The following is a 17,795-nucleotide window of genomic DNA, read 5'->3' as shown; positions in this document are numbered from 1 at the left end:
AGTGTATTACTGACCCTGGGAGCGCTCCTTCTGCTCCTGAAGTGTTTTACAATCAATGCACAGAGTGGTCACCGGCCGGGCCTCCAACCGTTTGACATTGATATCGCAACCGCATTCCTCGCAAATCCCGTACTCACCGTCTTCGATACGGGCAAGCGCCTCGTCGATCTTGGTCAGCAGACGACGCTCGCGATCCCTGATGCGTAGTTCGAAACTGCGATCTGATTCAATCGAGGCCCGGTCGTTGGGATCCGGTACGTTGGAGCTCTGATCGGTCATATCGGCCAGGGTCCGGTTCGCCTCTTCGAGGATTTCCTTGCGCTTTTCAGTGAGTTGCTTACGGAACTTCTCCAGTAACTCTTTCTCCATCCGATTCATCTCCTTCGTTTATCACACACCCGGCTCTGCTCTGCCGGTTACCTTCGGTTATTCCCGCCTGAATGCGCCGCTCTTGCCGCCGGTCTTGCTGAGCAGTCGGATGGCGCCGATTTCCATGCCCTTATCGACTGCTTTACACATATCGTAGATGGTCAAGGCCGCCAACGATACCGCCGTCAGGGCCTCCATCTCCACACCCGTTCTACCGCTGATCGTCACGCTCGCTTCGATGATAACCGCACAGCGCTCGGGGTCGAAAGAAAAATCAACGGTGACCGAATCGATCAGTAGCGGGTGGGTCAGCGGGATCAGTTCGTCCACTTTCTTGGCCGCCATGATACCGGCCAGCCGCGCCACACCGAGCACATCGCCCTTGGCCATCGAGCCGCTGCGCACCATCTCGAAGGCCTGTCGATTCATGGTGATCTCACCTGCGGCGACCGCCGTTCTACTGGTCACCGATTTCGTGGAAATATCGACCATGATGGCGTTGCCGTCACTGTCGAAATGGGTCAATTTCTCTTGGTCACTCACCTGTGATACTCCCGTTAATGATTCCTTCCCATCACTTCGTTCACCAGGCGTGAAAAGAACCCTTCTCCTTCATCTTTTTGCCCATGCTTCTCGCACAGCTTATCGAATTCGCGAAGCACGTTCTTTTGCTCTTCACAGAGATTGATGGGCGTCATCACCTGTAGCTCGACATACATATTACCACGTCCGTGGCCACGCAGGCTCTCAACACCCTGACCGCGGAGGGTGAAGACCGTACCGGACTGAGCGCCTTCGGGGATGGTCAGTTTCTTCTTCCCGTAGACGGTCACCACCTCGGTTTTCGTACCGAGGGCGGCATCGACCATGGCCACCGGCAGCCGGCAGTGGATATCGTCTCCGTCCCGCCGGAAAAATTCGTGTGGTTCAACCTCGATGATCACATAGAGATCGCCGGCCAGCCCGCCGCGTCGTCCGCCCTCGCCCTCGCCGCGCAAGCGCATCCGGGCACCGGTATCGACCCCTGCGGGGACTTTGATCGACACCTTCTTGGACTTGGCCACCAGACCGCTGCCGTGGCAATCCTCACAGGGATGCGTGATCAGTGAGCCTTCGCCGCGACACTGCGGGCAGGTGGAGCTGACCTGGAAAAAGCCCTGGGAGCGGATTACCTGGCCCCGTCCATTGCACGACGGGCAGGTCTGCCGCTGATGCCCCGGCCGGCAGCCGGAACCATCGCAGGTCCAGCAGGTTTCACGCTTGGTGATATCCACTTCCCTGGTAGTACCATGCACCGCGTCCATGAAGGAAATTCGGATGTCATAGCGCAGGTCGTTGCCGGGCACCGGGCCGTTGCGCCGCGCCTGGTTGCGTGCCGAGCCGAAACCGAACAGATCCCCGAAAATATCACTGAAGCTGGAGAAGACATCCTCGAAGTTGCCGGGACCGCGATACCCGCTGTTCTGCAGTCCCTCGTGACCGTAGGTATCGTAGATCTGTCGCTTTTGCTCGTCGCTGAGCACCTCGTAGGCCTCGGCACACTCCTTGAAAGCACTCTCCGCTTCCTGGTCTCCGGGGTTGCGGTCCGGGTGATATTTCATCGCCAGCTTCCGGTACGCTTTCTTGATTTCGGAAGCTCCCGCCGTCGTGCTGACTCCAAGTATTTCGTAATAATCTCGTGGCATACCAAAAACAGGCTTACAGCTCAGCCTCTACTTCCTTATTGTGTTCCGGCAGTACTGGCACGTTCAGGTCGGCCGACGGCAACTCATCGATATTTTCCGGAGTCACCAGACCGGCCGCGATCTCCCGCAGAGACATCACCACCTCTTTGTTCTTCCCTTCGACGAGGTACGGCTCTCCCTGACGATGCTGCTTGACCCGTTGAACCGCCAGATGAATCAGACCGAACCGCTGACCGTCGCCAACTTGCTGCAAACAATCTTCTACTGTTATCCGTGCCATAAGTTCCTATTTTCCTAATCTCATTGAAGGAGGCGCCACCGATTACACCGATACAGGCGGCGTCGTTTTTTGTTCAAACGGATTCTTCAACAACAGTGTTTCTTCCCGATCCGGGCCGACCGACACGATAACCGCTTCGACACCGGTAATATCCTCAATCCTCTTGATGTAATCGCGTGCCTCGACGGGCAGATCACCATAGGAACGAATCGTGTCGAGTTCGGTCTGCCACCCCGGCATCTCCTCATAGACCGGCTCGACCTGACAGGCCTGCCTGATATTGGCCGGCATAGCCTGCACGACCTGTTTGCCAAGCCGGTACGAAGTGGCGATCTTGAGAACCTGCTGGCCGCTGAGTACATCGAGCTTGGTCAGCGCCAGACCGGTCAGACCGTTGAGGCGCACCGCATCACCGGCGACAACGCCATCGAGCCAGCCGCAGCGCCGCTTCCTGCCGGTGGTCGCTCCGAACTCCCCGCCTTTCTGTTGCAACTCCTCACCGACCTGGTCGTGCAGTTCGGTCGGAAACGGTCCTTCTCCGACCCGGGTCGTGTAGGCCTTGAGGATGCCGATTACCGAATCGATGTGCGTCGGACCGAAACCGGTACCGTTACAGGCATTGCCGGCCACCGTATTGGACGAGGTAACGAAGGGATAGGTGCCGTGATCGATATCGAGCTGGGTGCCCTGCGCGCCTTCAAAGAGAATGTTCCGCCCCTGTTTGCGCGCGGTATCAAGGGCGACGGAGACGTTGTCGAGATAGGGCGCCAGTTTCTCGCCAAACCCGAGCAGATCGGCCAGCACCGCGTCAAATGATACCGGTTCGGCGCCAAAGCGCTTGGTCAGCAGGAAGTTCTTTTCTTCGATATTGGCCTGCAATTTCTCCCGCAGCAACGTTTCATCGCGCAACTCGCCGATCTTGATCCCGGTCCTCGACGTCTTGTCGGCGTAACACGGCCCGATTCCGCGACCGGTGGTGCCGATCCGCTTGCTTGCCGAGCGGGCCTCCTCCTGGGCCTGGTCGAGCCGCTTATGGTAATCGACGATCAGGTGGGCGTTCTCGCTGATCATCAACCGTTCCGGGGTCACCGGCAGTCCTTTGTCATCCAGGCTTTTGATCTCGGCGAGGAGGATCTCCGGGTCGATGATCACCCCGTTGCCGATCATGCACATCTTGTCCTGGTAGAGAATGCCGGACGGGATGATATGAAAGATATATTTCCGGCCGTTCACCACTAGGGTATGACCGGCGTTGTTTCCACCCTGGAAGCGGACGATACAATCGGCATAACGGGTCAACAGGTCAACGATTTTGCCTTTGCCTTCGTCACCCCACTGACCGCCGACCACAACAACACTGGACATCTGGTATCTCCTCGTCAAAAAAACATGCCGGTTCCCGCCGGACGACGGAAACCGCACGGATTGTCAGAAGTAAAACCTGGTAATTATAGTCAACCATGCAAACAAAGTCAATCTATCAAATTTATTCGCTTTTCCCATAAAAATCTGGGAGGTTAGGCAGAGCTCGTCACCCTCCCAGTCGGTGGGCTCCAACCAATTAGCAGTCGATTTCTGCCGACCGTTCTGTTAGATTTCAGCTGGTGTCCGCAGAGACACACGACTGATCGTCGCCTCGGCGGGAAAGTGAAGGGGAGCTTGAAAAAGCAGGAATTTCGTTCAAGATCGAGGCGTGCAAGAAAATTTTACCGCAGGCATATACACGATATTCCGAGGATAAAATTTGATTGCGCAACGACGAGATTGGACGAAATGACAATTTTTCAAGGTTCAGGGGAGCTTGAAAAAGCAGGAATTTCGTTCAAGATCGAGGCGCGCAAGAAAATTTTACCGCAGGCATATACACGATATTCCGAGGATAAAATTTGATTGCGCAACGACGAGATTGGACGAAATGACAATTTTTCAAGGTTCCCTAAAGAAGATCAATGGGTAGTGCCAACGGCACACCCGATACGGTGAATACGAATTATGTTCGGCATCGGCTTGCCAGAATTGATATTGATCATGGCGCTTGCACTGATCGTCGTCGGCCCGGATAAACTCCCGGAGATGGCCCGCTCGATCGCTAAGGGCGTCATGGAGCTGAAAAAGACCGTCAACAACCTGAAGGAAGACCTGGCCAAAGACAATCCGCTCGACGAGGTCCGGCCGCAGCTCGAAGACGCGGCCAACTCGTTGAAGAAGCAGCTCGGCGAGCCGGATCCCGACGGCTGGACCGGGGTAGCCGGCGATTACGATATCGTCGATACGCATGAACAGGCAATCAACGAACAGGCGAGCACCGAAGAAGTTGTCGTCTCCGATATCGGCGAGAAAGACGACGAACCGACCGACGAGTCGGCAGGCGTGATAGCCGCTGATGCATCAGAATCGGCTGACGACATCCCTATCGAAGATGTCGACGACGTACCGATTGAAGACGTTTCGACCGAAGACAAAAACGACCTACCGACTGAAAATGCCTCCGGCAAGCAGGCGCCGACCGGTGACGAAACGACCGCCGAAGATTCGACCGACAAGCAGTCGACTCCCGATTCGCAGCGCGCCTGATCGATGTCCTCGCTCGAACGCAGCCTGGCCTTTTTCCGCCCCCATCACGACGAACTACGCAAGCGGCTGGTGCGCTGCTTCATCGCTGTTATTCTCTGCTCCGGTGTTGCCTATTTCTTTGCCGAAGAGATCGCCCAATTCTTTATCCGGCCACTGTTTGAGGCCAGTCCGATGGTCTACCAGATGGTCTACACCAACTTGCCGGAGGCGTTCATCGCCTATATCAAGTTGGCTGTCATGATCGGCCTGATCACCAGCTTTCCGTTTCTACTGCACCAGAGCTGGTGCTTCATTGCCCCGGGGTTGCACGACAACGAAAAACGATTGGTCACCACCGTGGTCTTCTGGTCCACCCTGCTCTTCGTCGGCGGTGCCGCTTTTGCCCTGTTCAGCGTGCTGCCGCGCCTGCTCGTCTATTTCATGAGCTATGCCCACCCCGGCCTGGAGCCTCTACCGAAACTCGGGCTCTACCTGACCTTTGTCGCCCGGCTGATAGTCGCCTTCGGCCTGGCCTTTCAGATCCCCTTTCTGATGGTAATGACCGGCAAGGCCGGCATCGTCAAGCCCGGTTACTTCCGTAAAAAACGTCTCTATTTCTACGCCGCCATCGTCGTCGTCGCCTTCCTGCTCAGTGCCGGCGATCTCATGGCCACCGTGCTGCTCTGTTTTCCATTGTTCGGTCTCTACGAAGCCGGCGTGCTACTCACGGCACTGTTCGGCAAAAAAAAGCCCACGGTTGACCCGGGTCCGGCAGAGGATGAAGCAAACCGGGAAAACATTGACAAATAGGATCTGTCACCGCTTCTTTCAGCCATGAAACTACACGTCAAAACAAAGACATGGATCGAGAACGACAACCACGATCTATTATTCGGCAAGGGGAAAACGGATTTGCTGGAACTGATCGAGGAAGAAGGCTCAATTGCCGGTGCCGCCCAGCGATTGTCCATGAACTATAAAAAAGCCTGGACCCACATTAAAATCCTGCGAAAGCACTTCGCCGACGAACTGGTACTCTCCAAGAAAGGTGGCAGCGGGGCCGGCGGCACGACGCTGACCCCTACCGCACGGTCTCTTATCAAAAACTATCGAACCCTGCAGGACGATATCGAATCCTACGCCAACCATCGTTTCCGCGAACTGTTCGACCCCGATTCGCAGAAGCCGTTATAGCCGGCACCTCCCCCTTCTCGTCATTTTTCCGGATTACCCGGTTGCCTTTGCCACGGTAATATGCATATATTGCATATTACCGTCTTCCCCGGTAACGTGATCCAGCATTTCAAATTTCCTTGGATCATCAACGATAACAGGTACACCTTGACTCTGATTACCAAGACTCCCGATTACAAAGTCTGCGCCATCCGGGTAGAGCGCGTGTGCGCGACATCCGGCAGCACTAACGCCCCCCATACCAACAGGATACTCCATGACCATACCGACTCTCAGCGATCCCGCCCTGCTCCGCTCTCACTGTTTCATCGACGGCCAATGGTCCACTGCCGACAACCAAAGCACCATCGAGGTAACCGATCCGGCATCCGGTAACGTACTCGGCACCGTCCCCTCCATGGGCACGACGGAGACCCGCCGGGCCATCGAAGCGGCCGCTCGCGCCCTTTCCGGCTGGCGGGCCAGGACGGCCAGAGAACGGGCCGCCATCCTGAAAAAATGGCACGACTTGCTCATGGCCAACCAGGAAGACCTGGCAATTCTGATGACCGCCGAGCAAGGCAAACCGCTGGTTGAATCCCGCGGCGAAATCGCCTACGCCGCCTCGTTTATCGAGTGGTTTGCCGAGGAAGGCAAACGAGTCTATGGCGAGATCATCCCCTCAGAGCAGCAGGACAGGCGGCTGCTGGTCCTCAAGGAGCCGATCGGTGTCTGCGCCGCGATCACCCCGTGGAACTTCCCCGCGGCTATGATTACCCGCAAAGCGGCGCCGGCGCTTGCGGCCGGCTGCACCATGGTGGTCAAGCCGGCTTCGGCAACGCCGTTTTCCGCCCTGGCCCTGGCTGCACTTGCCGAGCGCGCCGGCGTTCCGGCGGGGGTTCTCAACGTCATCACTGGCTCGGCCGGAACCATCGGCGCCGAACTGACCACCAACCCGCTGGTTCGCAAGCTGACTTTTACCGGCTCCACCACCGTCGGCAAGAAGCTGATGGCCGCCTGTGCCGGCACGGTGAAGAAGGTCTCGATGGAACTCGGCGGCAACGCACCGTTCATCGTCTTTGACGATGCCGACCTCGACCAGGCCATTGCCGGTGCGCTGCTCTCCAAATACCGGAACACCGGTCAGACCTGCGTCTGCACCAATCGCTTTCTCGTGCAGGACGGTATCTATGATCGTTTCGTCGAAAAGCTGGCGGCGGCCGCGGCCGATCTGCGCGTCGGCAACGGCCTGGCGGAGGGCACGCAGCAGGGGCCGCTGATCAACCAGCAGGCGGTGACAACGGTTGAAAAGCAACTCGCCGACGCGCTGACCAAAGGCGCCCGGACGGTGACCGGCGGCAAGCGCCACCGGCTGGGCGGCACCTTTTTCGAGCCGACCGTGCTGGCCGATGTCACCGAGGAAATGCTGATCGCCCGGGAAGAAACCTTCGGCCCGGTAGCACCGGTCTTCCGTTTCACCGACGAACAAGAGGCGATCCGACTTGCCAACGCCACCGAATACGGGCTGGCCGCTTACTTCTACAGCCGCGATATCGGCCGTATCTGGCGACTGGCCGAAGCACTCGAGTACGGCATAGTCGGGGTCAACACCGGCATTATCTCGACCAGTGTCGCACCATTTGGCGGCGTCAAGGAATCGGGCATCGGTCGGGAAGGCTCGCGCTACGGCATCGAGGAGTTCGTCGAGGTCAAATATGTCTGTCTGGCGGGGATTTCTGCGTGAAAAAGGTTAAGCAACCGCTACCGGCGATCGTCAGCGCGGCTGGTGCTCGGCTCCGTTGCCACCACCGCTGATTCGCTGCTTCAACAAGCAGCAGGAGATGCGGTGCAGCGGCCGGCCGGCACTGTCGTAGGCGATGGTGTCCGGCTGCAGCAATTTGTTCATCACGCAGCCCTCCGGGATGCCCAGGGTAAAGAGACGCTCCTCGTTGACTCCGCCGGTCCTGATCAATTGATCGTCCCTGATCTCATAGGAATGGAGCGGGTGGTCTTCGCAGAGCGGGCATTGATAGACCCGGCCGTTGGGAAAGACGAAAAAGTTTTCGGCGACCCGGCCGGCGCACTCGAAAATCTCGCCCTCCTCCAGATAGACCTTGGGATAGACTACGTCGATACCGGCCTCGGCCACCTGCCGGGCCACGGCCGGGACCACGGTCAGCCACTGTTCGGGGGCCACCTGCAACTGCTGTTCGACCGTGCCTCCGGCTGGAGCCGATTTTCCGCGCAGGCCGATCACCTGAATAAAAAAGCGGTTAACACCCAACTCGACGAGCAGCGGGACCATCCGCTGCAGATGATCGATATTGCTGCTGCTCACGGTATAGATCAGACTGGTGTTGAAGCCGCGGGCAACAGCCCGGCGCAGGTTGTCGGTGCAGACAGCGAACACCCCCTGCCCGCGGATCGGGTCGTTGATCGCCGGGTCCGGCCCATCGAGGCTGAAGCTGAGATAGTCGAGGTGGTGCGGATTGACGCGCTCGAGAAAATCGTGAAACAAGTAGCCGTTGCTGTCCACTGTGGTTGTGTAGCCGCAGGAGCGGGCAATCTCGATACCGTAGGGCAGATCCGGGTGCATGGTCGGCTCGCCGCCGAGAAAGATGATATTGGCCGTCCGCTGCCTGTCGGCAAACAACCTGATCCAGGCAGCCAGTTGCTCCCGGCTGAGCATCGTCGTACCGTGCTGGACCGGATTGATATAGCAATGACGGCAGGACAGGTTGCAGGCGGTCAGGATGTGCAGAAAAACGTTTCGTTCGCCGGCGGCAAAGGAAACGGTGCGGGGATCAAGACTCATATCTCTTGGGCCAGCGTATAGCGTGCCAGCAGTGAATCCCGCCAATAGCCGTGCGGGTCTTCGCGGAAAAAACGCTGAAAGAGCACCAGGCTCTCGCTGCGGCAAACGCCGCCGACAACGGTGACGTCCATTGCCGCATAGAGCGGCGGCAAGGCCTGCAAATCAAGACCGGTGCCGCCGCCCATTACGTCTTCATAGGCATAGACAATGGTTCTGAAACCGTTGAGAATCAAGGTGGAAAAACACATCAGGCACGGCTCCATCGTCGCGTAGACGATCAACTCCGCCGGATCCGGGCCGCCGTCCGGATCAGCAAGCAGCAAGCGGGCGGCAACCACCTCGGCATGATCGATCTCGCCGCCGTCTCTACTGTTTTTCCGCGCCCCCCGAGCAACGATCAGCCCCTTCCCCGTTGTTATCACGCAGCCCACCGGGAACTCGCCGGCAGCAAGGGCCTGGCGGGCCTCGTCCAAAGCAGCCCGCATCGGTGTCTGGTGATCGATGGAAGACATTGACGAAAGGAAACCCGGCTAGAGTTTCCGGCCGAAACGAACGACGGACGACGGCACGGCCAGTGACGCATGGATCTGCACCAGGTCATGACCAGTGTCCTCGAAGGGGAGAAAGACCAGCGACGTCTGCCGCACCCCAAACGAGAGCTGCGGCAGTTGTGGCAGGACCTCTTTTTTTCGCACCGTCATTTCGGCAACGAGGCTTTTCAAGGCCTGAGTCGCCTCTTTCAGGGGCAGAGTGACCGGATGGAGCGGGCGGGCCAGCCGACGCTCACCCTCAGGAAATTTGAGTTGCGACAGGGTTGCGCTCCTGGCAAGTTTGAGAAAGGCCGTCGGCCGCAGCTTCACCGCCGGGATCCAGAACTCCAGGCCACGCTCGCGATGGGCGCTGTTTACCACCACCGGCTGATTGGTCACTCTCAGCAGATCGCCCATGGTCCGCATCTCGATGCCCCGGGTCTCGACACCGATCCGCCAGAACGGCAGGTAGACGAGATCACTCGCCGTCCCCGGCACCACCTGGTAAGGCACCGGCACGAATTTTCGCCCTTTTTCCGACCAGCAGGTCTGGCAATTGTCGCAGTGCAGCACCAGGCTGTCCCGCTCACCGCGCATGGTGGCACCGCATTGCGGACAGATCGTCGCCAGAAACGACGGCTGCCATTGTGGCTGGAACGGCACTGAAATGGAGGTGTCGATCATCCACGGCTCGGCCGGACCGATCTGCCGGTCGAGAACCCCGTCATAGACGATGCCGTCCTCGACCACCAGCGGCAGGTAGATGCAGCTTACCGTCTCGCCGATAAATGAGCGGTGGTAGAGCGGCCCGTCTTCAACCGTGCCGCTTGCCTTGACCGTTGACGCGGCCCGCTGCAAAATAGCTACCGCCGTCTCCTTTCTCCGAAAATAGCGGCCCCCGAGGGTGGCATCGACCATCTGCACCTTCATCGCCTGGGGCCGTACCCCGAGCGATGGCGGCAGCAGCGGCGCGCTCAGCCCACGATAGGTGGTATCGAGTACCTTATGGCTGATCTGCAGCCCCTGACAGCTGAAAATATTACCCTTAAAGCGCAGATACGGGAAATAGAGTGCGCCGTGGTCGGCACGGCGCCGGGTGTCCTTGCTCGGAAGGGCATAACGCTGCAGACCGCTGTCGACCAGATAGTTCTGAACATCGCAAAAGGCGCAGTCGGTCAGCCGATCTGCCTCTTTCATCTCCACCGGGGCGCCGCAGGACGGACAGCCGTGACTGATTCGCAGCTCCATACCCTACCCGAGCCGATGTCCGCACTGGTTGCAGAAGGTCGCCCCCGGCAGGTTCTCGGTACCGCACTCCCGGCAGTGAACCTCGGACGGGCTTTGTTCGGTTGCCGTACCGCAACGTGAACAATACTTGGCATTGGGCGAGAGGTTTTTGCCGCAGGAGCTGCATTGGCTGAGAACGAGCACCTGATGGCCGCACAGCGGACAGAACCGGGCGGCGGCGGGAATAGGATTCTGGCAATCCGGACAGGTCGTCGTCTCGCCGCGTCCGGCAGTGCCGACTCCGCCGCCGATTCCGCCACTCCCGCCGGTCCTGCCAGCTGCCGCCGCAGAGAACATGGCCGGCATCATCATGCCGATGCCCAAGCCGAGTCCGGCGCCGGCCTCGCCCTGGTTCTCGGCCGCTTTTTCCATGGCCATGGCCGCCTTGAGCTTGACGAATTTCTCCATATCCTTGATCACGCTCATCCGCGACTGGTCGTCGATGGCCTTCTGCACCTCTTCCGGCGGCGTGATCGATGTGATGTAGAGGTGGCTGAGACGCAAGCCGAAATGGGCGAAATCAAGGGTCAGTTTCTTCTGCAGCTCGACGGAGAGTTCGTCGAACCGACCCGGCAGATTCAAAATGGTATCGAGATTCTCGCCGAGATAATCGTTGAAGCGGGAGACGATCACCCGTTTGAGATAGGAGGCGACCTCCTCGGTGCCAATCCGGCCCATGGTACCGACCAGGGAGTTGATAAAGAGGATCGGCTGGACCACCTGGATGTTGAAGATACCGTGGGCGCGCAGCCTGATGAGCCCCATCTCGCTATCGCGAAAGGCGACCGGATTGGTGGTCCCCCATTTCAGGTTAGGAAAATACTTGAGGTTAACCATGTACACCTCGGCGCGGAGCGGACTGTCGCCGCGCCAGGGGATGGACAGGATCTTGGTGATGATCGGCAGGTTGGCGGTCTTCAGCGTGAACCGGCCCGGACCGAACGCATCGCGGGCCTTGCCCTGATAGAACAATACCGCTGCCTGACTCTCGCGAACGGTGAGTTGCGCGCCCCACTTGATCTCGCCTGAGCCGTGTTCGGGGAGCCGATGCACCAGTTCCTGTCCGGTCTCGTCGAACCATTCGATGTTTTCCAGGAACACGCCGCCGTCAAAGCGATTCATTGTCTTCTCCCGGGATCAAAGTCGGTTAACGGGCCATGCCGCCGCATTGCGACATATCGCCAATGATTATCGAAGGATTATAGCAGCAATTTCACCAGATACCGACCATTTTCCGCCTTCTGGAAGCAAAAAAAGGACAAAAAAAGGGGACTGTCCCCTTTTTTCTTTTTACGAATTATTCCGGGTGCAGGTCGTACAGGGTCTCGTCGTGGCGCGGTCGCTCCGATCGGGCCAATGCCCGCTTTTTCATCGCGTCGAAGGAGAAGTCGTCGCCCTCGAACAGCTCGCCCATCTCCTGTTCGATCTGTTCCGGGTCTTCGCCCCGTTCCATGCGAGCGATGGCCTCCTCCATGTTCTCACCGAGATTGATGCCGGTTTTCTCGGAGAACTTGCGCATCAGGCCGGCCATCTGCCGCGGGTCATCCTCGTTGATGCCTTCCGACTCCCGCATCAGCGACTCGAGCGCCTGCTCCATCCTGTTCTCGTCAAGACCGGCGAATTGATCGTCTTCCTCGCTAGCCTTGCCGATGGTGGCGAACATCGACACCTGTCGCTGCAGGTCGGGACCGCCGCAGCGCGGACAATTCGGCGTGGTCGTCGTATCAATACGTTTCGAGTAGAAATTGAACACGGTATTACAGGGCTGACAATAAAACTCGTAAATCGGCATCGCTCTATCCTCTGTGAGACTCGTACAGAAATCCTACGGCCCGACCGCCAGGACGGCGTCGATATCGGCCTCGGTAACCTCGTCGGTGATCACCACGCTGCCGTCGCTGCGCGGCAGAATGAAGAACAGGGTACCACCGATCCTTTTTTTATCGGTGAGAAGATAGCTTTTGATCTGCCGACGGTCAAGGGTTTCGGGAATTTCCGTCGGCAGCCCGTAAGCGGCGATCATCCCGGTGATCCGCTCGGCCCGCTCGGCGCTGAGCATTCCGCGGCTCACTGCGATACGGCTCGCTGCAACCATGCCGATAGCCACCGCCATGCCGTGCAGCACTTCGAACCGGGAGGCGGCCTCCACCGCATGGCCGATGGTATGGCCGAAATTGAGGATGCGCCTCAGGTCGCCCTCGCGCTCATCGGCAGCAACCACATCCGCCTTGATCCGGCAGCAGGTGAGGACCATCTCGCTCACCACGGTCGGTTCGAGGGCCAGGATAGCATCCCGATGCTGCTCGAGATAATCGAGAAAGGTCGGTTCCCGGATCACTCCGTACTTGATCACCTCGGCAAGGCCGTTGCGATATTGGATCTCGGGCAGCGTCTGCAAGACATGCAGGTCGATGAACACACCTTTGGGCTGGTAAAAGGCGCCGAACAGATTCTTGCCCTCCGGCAGGTCGACCCCGGTCTTGCCGCCCACCGACGAGTCCACCTGGGCCAGCAAGGAAGTCGGCACCTGTACGAAATCCACGCCGCGCAGATAAGCAGACGCCAAAAAACCGGCTAGGTCACCGGTAACCCCGCCGCCCAGGGCGATGATCATCGAGTGGCGATCAAGGCCAAGCCGGGCGGCGGCGCTGGCCAGCCAGGCCACAGTCTCGATGGTCTTGCTCGCCTCGCCGGCCGGAAAGCTGAGCATCTCGGCTGTCAGATCGGCGGCCCGCAGTGCTTCAAGAAGCTCCTGTCCGTGCAGGGCGGCCACCGTGTCGTCGGCGACCAGGCAATAGCAGCTGGCCGGCCAGCGAGCGGCCAGTTCGGCCGGCACCGTTGCCAGGCACCCTGACTCGACAAAAATAGGATAGCTCCGCTCGCCCAGCCCGACCTGCAAGATCCCCATGGTTCATCCTCCCCTGCCGGCTTAAAAAACCAGCCTCTGTTAAAGAATCGACTGCAGAAAAAAAACGGGAGATGCCGCCAGCACAGCGGCATCTCCCGATACAACGTTACAGCGATGTAAAACGATTCAATTACATCTTTGTTCCGGATGCGAAGCCCTGCATTTTGACCTCGACCTTCTCGGTCAGACCCTCATAGTACTCGCGCAGCAGGGCGAGGACTTCGTCACGACCGAAGTGATCGACGACCTCGGCTCCCTCGGACAGCGCCTTGCGCAGCTTGGTGCCGGACAGAATGACGCGGGATTCCTTCTTGTGCGGGCAGGTACGCAGCGATGCCATGCCGTCGCACTCGTGGCAGTAGAAGGTCCAGTCGATTTTCATCGGCTTGCAGAGCAGGTCTTTGGCAGGATCGCCGGTTACCGGAATGCGATCGAAAATCTCCTGGGCCTCGAACAGACCGTAGAAGTCACCGACGCCGGCATGGTCACGGCCGATCAGCATGTTGTTAACACCGTAGTTCTGGCGGAAGGTGGCATGGAGCAGGCCTTCGCGCGGGCCGGCATAACGCATGTCGAGCGGGTAACCGGAGCTGATGACGTTCTCTTTGACGAAGTGATTCTCGATCAGGACGTCAATTGCTTTAATCCGAACCTTGGCCGGAATGTCACCGGGCTTGAGGTTACCGATCAGCGAATGGATCAGCACACCGTCACAGACCTCGACGGCGATCTTGGCCAGATACTCGTGTGAACGATGCATAGGGTTGCGCAGCTGCAGAGCGGCTACGTTGGCCCAACCACGCTCTTCAAACTTGGCGCGTACTTCTGCCGGACGCATGTAGATGCCCGGGTACTCGGCCGGATACTCACCTTCGGAAAGGACCTTGACCGGGCCGGCTATGTTGAACTCTTTCTGAGCCATGACCATCTGGACGCCGGGATGATCTTCCATGGCGACCTGCCAAAATTTGTCACCGATCGAGTCTTCACCTTCACCGCGGAATACCTTCTCGCACTCCCATTTCTTGTTTTCCTCGGTCATCTCGAACTTCTCTTCGACCTTCATGGTCGCGAAGGTCTGACCACCGCGAACCAGGGCGATCTCGTCGCCTTCCTTGATGGCGCCGGCATCGGCAGCGGAAACGTCGAGGGTGATCGGGACCGGCCAGAAGGTACCGTCAGCCATCTGGAAGTTCTCGCAGACACCTTTCCAGTCGGCTTTTTTCATGAAACCGGTCAGCGGGCTGAAGCCGCCGATACCCATCATGATCAAATCGCCTTTGGCGCGGGCGGAAATCTCAATCTGCTTGAGGCCAGCAGCTTTTTTCAGTTCCGCTTCGCGCTCGGCGCCTTCGAGAAGGGCGCAGACCAGACCTTTTCCACCGTGGGGAGCAACTAATTTCGACATAGCATTCCTCTCTGAAGTGTATTGAAATAAATGGCGCCGGCCCACCCAGAGCGAGCCGGCAACGTTCATCAAGACAAACTGACTCTTGCCGATGCAGACGACACGCACGAAACGACGCCTGAACCGCTATTCATTTACAGAGGCTTATATATATAGGAGAAGGAGAAAAAGTCAAGCCAAAAGCGTTGCTGTCATCCCCCCCTCAGCCACGAAAAAAGCGAAGGCGCAAGGCGTTGCTGACAACCGATACTGAGCTGAGGGCCATGGCTGCGCCGGCCAGCATCGGATTGAGGGTCGGGCCGCCGAACAGGTAGAGCAGGCCGGCGGCGACCGGGATGCCGACCACGTTATAGGCAAAGGCCCAGAACAGATTCTGGCGGATGTTCTTCATCACCGCCCGGGACAGTGACAGCGCGGTAATGACGCCGCCAAGGCTGCTCTTCATCAAGACGATATCACCGGATTCGATGGCGATATCGGTCCCCGACCCCATGACGATGCCGACATCGGCCTGGGCCAGGGCCGGTGCGTCGTTGATGCCGTCGCCGACCATCGCCACCGCGGTCCCGGCGCGTTGCAGCTCCTCGATCTTCTGCTGCTTCTCGTCCGGTAGCACGCCGGCGATCACCTCATCGATGCCGGCCTGAGCGGCAATGGCCCGGGCGGTCAGCGGGTGGTCACCGGTGAGCATGACCACCAAGATGCCGAGCCGGCGCAGCGTGGCCACGGCCGCCGGCACATCTTCCTTGAGCTTGTCGGCAATAGCCACCATTCCGACACACCCACCGTCGACCCCGATAAAGAGCACAGTCTTGCCGGCGGCAGACAAGCTGTCGTCATCCCGCACCTCCTCGGGCACCGTTATGCCATGCTGCTCCAGGATACGACTGTTACCGACCAGCACCCGGCGACCGGCCACCGTCCCGCTGACACCGGAACCGGCCAGCGGCCGAAACGCTTCGGCCTGCTCGAAACGACTCTGGTGCTCCCGGGCATACCGTACGAGCGCCTCGGCCAGCGGGTGCTCCGACTCCTGCTCCAGCGAGCCGACCAGGTACAGCACCTGCTCGTCATTGAATCCGTCACCAATAACACTAAAGTCGCTTACCTCCGGCCGACCATGGGTCAGCGTGCCGGTCTTGTCAAAAACGATGGTCTTCACCTGCTCCGCGGTCTGCAACGCTTCACCGTTTTTGATCAGCACACCGAGCTGGGCGCCGCGCCCGGTACCGACCATGATCGAGGTCGGCGTCGCCAAGCCGAGGGCGCACGGGCAGGCAATCACCATCACGGCTATGAAAAAGCGCAACGACAACGAAAAATCGGCGCCGCCAAGGAAGTACCAGGCCAGGCCGGAGGCGATTGCGATCGCCATAACAATAGGCACGAAGTAGAGACTGATCCTGTCGGCCAATGAGGCGATCGGCGCCTTGGAGCCCTGTGCCTGCTGCACCGTTTTGATGATCCGGGCCAGCACGGTGTCCTCGCCGGTGCTCAGCGTTCGCACCCGCAACGCGCCGGTCTGGTTCAGCGTGCCGCCGAAGACCTTGTCCCCCTCCGTCTTGTCCACCGGCAGACTCTCACCGGTGAGCATCGACTCGTCAATGCTGCCGGCCCCGCTCTCCACCAGACCGTCCACCGGCACCCGCTCACCGGGCCGAATCAGCAGCCGGTCGCCGACGCCGATTTCATCGACGCCGATGGTCCGCTGCTCGTCACCGTCCAGCAGCGTTGCCGTCTCCGGCGTCAACTGCAACAATTTAGAGATGGCATCGGAGGTATGCAGCTTGGAGCGGGTCTCGAGGAACTTGCCGAGCGATACCAAGGCGATAATCACCCCAGCCGACTCGAAGTAGAGATCCATGACCCGCTCCTGCACGTCGATCCCCAAAGCAATCTCGGCCACGCCCCAGGTCGAATAGACGAAGGCCGCCCCGGTGCCGACCGCAATCAGCGAATCCATATTCGGCGCCCGTCGCCACAAGGCCGGCAGTCCGTCGAGAAAGAAATTCCGGCCGAGCACCATCACCGGCGACACAAGCAGCAGTTGCAGCACGGCAAAAGCAAGCGGCTGGCGATGCGGGTCGATCACCCCCGGCAGCGGCAGCCCGAACATCTCGCCCATGGAAACAACGAAGAGCAAACCGGCAAACACCAGAGACACAACCAGCCGCTTCTTCATCGCCTGGAGCCGCTCCTCGGCCTCCTGCCGACGGCGGCTGTATTCATCGCCCCCCCCTTCACTGCGCGTCGCCTGAAAACCGAGCTTCTCGATGGTCTCCCGCAATTGGCGCACGCTGACCAGACGCCCGTCATAGCTCACCTGGGCCCGTTCATCGGCCAGGCTGACCTCGGCCTCAGCCACCCCGTCCAGAGCACGCAGCACTTTTTCGATCCGCGCCGAACAGGAAGCGCAGTGCATCCCGGAAATGGCAAAACCGACCGTCTTCTCTCCGGTCGACTGTTCCTGCAACGAGAACCCAAGTCCGGCCACCCGCTCGACCACCTCATCAACACCTACCTGCTGCGGGTCAAAGCTCAGACGCAACTCCTCGGTAGCCAGGTTGACCTGGGCGGAGTCCACCCCGTCCAGCTGCGAGAGAACCTTCTCAATTCGACTTGAACAGGAGGCGCAATGCATGCCGCCGACCGAGAACATCTTTTCCACACGAGCCATAAATCAACAACGCTCCCTTGATCGATCGACTGTCATTTCTTAGTGTAGCTAGTAGCATACAGTGTGGTATCAACTAAACTCACAGGTTAAACCATAAGGAACCTTCGGGA

General features: G+C 59.1%; 18 protein-coding genes. 4 read left to right on the top strand and 14 right to left on the bottom strand.

The features are described from left to right. Positions 1 to 6: 6 nt before the first annotated feature. From dksA to BUC26_RS14230, 5 genes are read right to left on the bottom strand one after another with little or no spacing between them, the layout of a single operon-like run. Entirely contained in the window at positions 7 to 369 is a 363-nt protein-coding gene (gene dksA, locus BUC26_RS14250; protein WP_073377165.1) for an RNA polymerase-binding protein DksA, read from the bottom strand. Positions 370 to 426: 57 nt separating this feature from the next. After that, entirely contained in the window at positions 427 to 912 is a 486-nt protein-coding gene (gene moaC, locus BUC26_RS14245) for a cyclic pyranopterin monophosphate synthase MoaC (RefSeq protein ID WP_073377164.1), read from the bottom strand. A gap of 14 nt (positions 913 to 926) precedes the next feature. Beyond that, positions 927 to 2,054, bottom strand: coding sequence for a molecular chaperone DnaJ (gene dnaJ / locus BUC26_RS14240; protein WP_073377163.1), 1,128 nt, complete (start codon positions 2,052 to 2,054; stop codon positions 927 to 929). Between the two features lie 13 nt (positions 2,055 to 2,067). Further along, a complete protein-coding gene (gene rpoZ, locus BUC26_RS14235) occupies positions 2,068 to 2,334 on the bottom strand; it encodes a DNA-directed RNA polymerase subunit omega (protein WP_073377162.1) in 267 nt (88 codons plus the stop codon). 42 nt (positions 2,335 to 2,376) lie between these two features. Beyond that, a complete protein-coding gene (locus tag BUC26_RS14230; protein WP_073377161.1) occupies positions 2,377 to 3,699 on the bottom strand; it encodes an adenylosuccinate synthase in 1,323 nt (440 codons plus the stop codon). 663 nt (positions 3,700 to 4,362) lie between these two features. On the opposite strand from BUC26_RS14230, the gene BUC26_RS14225 reads away from it, so the two are divergent. From BUC26_RS14225 to BUC26_RS14215, 3 genes are read left to right on the top strand one after another with little or no spacing between them, the layout of a single operon-like run. Further along, a complete protein-coding gene (locus tag BUC26_RS14225; protein ID WP_161949864.1) occupies positions 4,363 to 4,908 on the top strand; it encodes a twin-arginine translocase TatA/TatE family subunit in 546 nt (181 codons plus the stop codon). Between the two features lie 3 nt (positions 4,909 to 4,911). Continuing rightward, positions 4,912 to 5,697 (top strand): twin-arginine translocase subunit TatC, encoded by a 786-nt coding sequence (gene tatC / locus BUC26_RS14220; RefSeq protein WP_073377159.1) that lies wholly within the window; start codon positions 4,912 to 4,914, stop codon positions 5,695 to 5,697. Between the two features lie 24 nt (positions 5,698 to 5,721). Continuing rightward, positions 5,722 to 6,081: a winged helix-turn-helix domain-containing protein gene (locus tag BUC26_RS14215; RefSeq protein ID WP_073377157.1), complete on the top strand. Its 360-nt coding sequence runs from the start codon at positions 5,722 to 5,724 to the stop codon at positions 6,079 to 6,081. A 33-nt stretch (positions 6,082 to 6,114) separates the two neighbouring features. On the opposite strand, the gene BUC26_RS14210 is transcribed toward BUC26_RS14215, so the two are convergent. After that, the gene (locus BUC26_RS14210; RefSeq protein WP_143166019.1) at positions 6,115 to 6,345 is read right to left on the bottom strand and encodes a hypothetical protein; all 231 of its coding nucleotides are present in this window, start codon (positions 6,343 to 6,345) and stop codon (positions 6,115 to 6,117) included. Here BUC26_RS14210 and BUC26_RS14205 point away from each other — a divergent pair. Beyond that, a complete protein-coding gene (locus tag BUC26_RS14205; protein ID WP_073377153.1) occupies positions 6,338 to 7,804 on the top strand; it encodes an NAD-dependent succinate-semialdehyde dehydrogenase in 1,467 nt (488 codons plus the stop codon). The two genes, BUC26_RS14210 and BUC26_RS14205, sit on opposite strands and share 8 nt — an antisense overlap. A 30-nt stretch (positions 7,805 to 7,834) precedes the next feature. Here the strand turns inward: BUC26_RS14205 and BUC26_RS14200 are convergent, their stop codons facing one another. From BUC26_RS14200 to BUC26_RS14165, 8 genes are all read right to left on the bottom strand, one after another. Beyond that, complete coding sequence (locus BUC26_RS14200; RefSeq protein ID WP_073377151.1) at positions 7,835 to 8,875, bottom strand: radical SAM protein; 1,041 nt, start codon at positions 8,873 to 8,875, stop codon at positions 7,835 to 7,837. Further along, positions 8,872 to 9,387 carry a nucleoside deaminase gene (locus tag BUC26_RS14195; RefSeq protein ID WP_073377150.1) on the bottom strand — a complete coding sequence of 172 codons (516 nt, stop codon included), beginning with the start codon at positions 9,385 to 9,387 and terminating at the stop codon, positions 8,872 to 8,874. The genes BUC26_RS14200 and BUC26_RS14195 overlap by 4 nt, the downstream gene beginning before the upstream one ends. 18 nt (positions 9,388 to 9,405) lie before the next feature. After that, positions 9,406 to 10,653 (bottom strand): hypothetical protein, encoded by a 1,248-nt coding sequence (locus BUC26_RS14190; RefSeq protein WP_073377148.1) that lies wholly within the window; start codon positions 10,651 to 10,653, stop codon positions 9,406 to 9,408. Between the two features lie 3 nt (positions 10,654 to 10,656). Next, positions 10,657 to 11,814: an SPFH domain-containing protein gene (locus tag BUC26_RS14185; RefSeq protein WP_073377146.1), complete on the bottom strand. Its 1,158-nt coding sequence runs from the start codon at positions 11,812 to 11,814 to the stop codon at positions 10,657 to 10,659. A 175-nt stretch (positions 11,815 to 11,989) separates the two neighbouring features. Next, on the bottom strand, positions 11,990 to 12,484 hold the full coding sequence (locus BUC26_RS14180; RefSeq protein WP_073377144.1) for an FmdB family zinc ribbon protein: 495 nt from the start codon (positions 12,482 to 12,484) through the stop codon (positions 11,990 to 11,992). 33 nt (positions 12,485 to 12,517) lie between these two features. Continuing rightward, positions 12,518 to 13,600, bottom strand: a complete 1,083-nt coding sequence (gene aroB / locus BUC26_RS14175; RefSeq protein WP_073377142.1) for a 3-dehydroquinate synthase — start codon at positions 13,598 to 13,600, stop codon at positions 12,518 to 12,520. A 130-nt stretch (positions 13,601 to 13,730) separates the two neighbouring features. After that, on the bottom strand, positions 13,731 to 15,008 hold the full coding sequence (sat, locus tag BUC26_RS14170; RefSeq protein WP_073377140.1) for a sulfate adenylyltransferase: 1,278 nt from the start codon (positions 15,006 to 15,008) through the stop codon (positions 13,731 to 13,733). Between the two features lie 202 nt (positions 15,009 to 15,210). Then, a complete protein-coding gene (locus BUC26_RS14165) occupies positions 15,211 to 17,685 on the bottom strand; it encodes a heavy metal translocating P-type ATPase (RefSeq protein ID WP_073377138.1) in 2,475 nt (824 codons plus the stop codon). Positions 17,686 to 17,795: the final 110 nt, after the last annotated feature.

It is taken from the genome of Desulfofustis glycolicus DSM 9705 (genome assembly GCF_900130015.1).
GTDB lineage: Bacteria > Desulfobacterota > Desulfobulbia > Desulfobulbales > Desulfocapsaceae > Desulfofustis > Desulfofustis glycolicus.
This window is presented reverse-complemented; position numbering and strand designations above follow the sequence as displayed.

Excerpts from the sequence above, each read along its gene's own strand:
- dksA (WP_073377165.1), bottom strand. The coding sequence starts at position 369 with ATGGAGAAAGAGTTACTGGAGAAGTTCCGTAAGCAACTCACTGAAAAG.
- dnaJ (WP_073377163.1), bottom strand. The coding sequence starts at position 2,054 with ATGCCACGAGATTATTACGAAATACTTGGAGTCAGCACGACGGCGGGA.
- rpoZ (WP_073377162.1), bottom strand. The coding sequence starts at position 2,334 with ATGGCACGGATAACAGTAGAAGATTGTTTGCAGCAAGTTGGCGACGGT.
- BUC26_RS14230 (WP_073377161.1), bottom strand. The coding sequence starts at position 3,699 with ATGTCCAGTGTTGTTGTGGTCGGCGGTCAGTGGGGTGACGAAGGCAAA.
- BUC26_RS14225 (WP_161949864.1), top strand. The coding sequence starts at position 4,363 with ATGGCGCTTGCACTGATCGTCGTCGGCCCGGATAAACTCCCGGAGATG.
- tatC (WP_073377159.1), top strand. The coding sequence starts at position 4,912 with ATGTCCTCGCTCGAACGCAGCCTGGCCTTTTTCCGCCCCCATCACGAC.
- BUC26_RS14215 (WP_073377157.1), top strand. The coding sequence starts at position 5,722 with ATGAAACTACACGTCAAAACAAAGACATGGATCGAGAACGACAACCAC.
- BUC26_RS14205 (WP_073377153.1), top strand. The coding sequence starts at position 6,338 with ATGACCATACCGACTCTCAGCGATCCCGCCCTGCTCCGCTCTCACTGT.
- BUC26_RS14210 (WP_143166019.1), bottom strand. The coding sequence starts at position 6,345 with ATGGTCATGGAGTATCCTGTTGGTATGGGGGGCGTTAGTGCTGCCGGA.
- BUC26_RS14200 (WP_073377151.1), bottom strand. The coding sequence starts at position 8,875 with ATGAGTCTTGATCCCCGCACCGTTTCCTTTGCCGCCGGCGAACGAAAC.
- BUC26_RS14195 (WP_073377150.1), bottom strand. The coding sequence starts at position 9,387 with ATGTCTTCCATCGATCACCAGACACCGATGCGGGCTGCTTTGGACGAG.
- BUC26_RS14190 (WP_073377148.1), bottom strand. The coding sequence starts at position 10,653 with ATGGAGCTGCGAATCAGTCACGGCTGTCCGTCCTGCGGCGCCCCGGTG.
- BUC26_RS14185 (WP_073377146.1), bottom strand. The coding sequence starts at position 11,814 with ATGAATCGCTTTGACGGCGGCGTGTTCCTGGAAAACATCGAATGGTTC.
- BUC26_RS14180 (WP_073377144.1), bottom strand. The coding sequence starts at position 12,484 with ATGCCGATTTACGAGTTTTATTGTCAGCCCTGTAATACCGTGTTCAAT.
- aroB (WP_073377142.1), bottom strand. The coding sequence starts at position 13,600 with ATGGGGATCTTGCAGGTCGGGCTGGGCGAGCGGAGCTATCCTATTTTT.
- sat (WP_073377140.1), bottom strand. The coding sequence starts at position 15,008 with ATGTCGAAATTAGTTGCTCCCCACGGTGGAAAAGGTCTGGTCTGCGCC.
- BUC26_RS14165 (WP_073377138.1), bottom strand. The coding sequence starts at position 17,685 with ATGGCTCGTGTGGAAAAGATGTTCTCGGTCGGCGGCATGCATTGCGCC.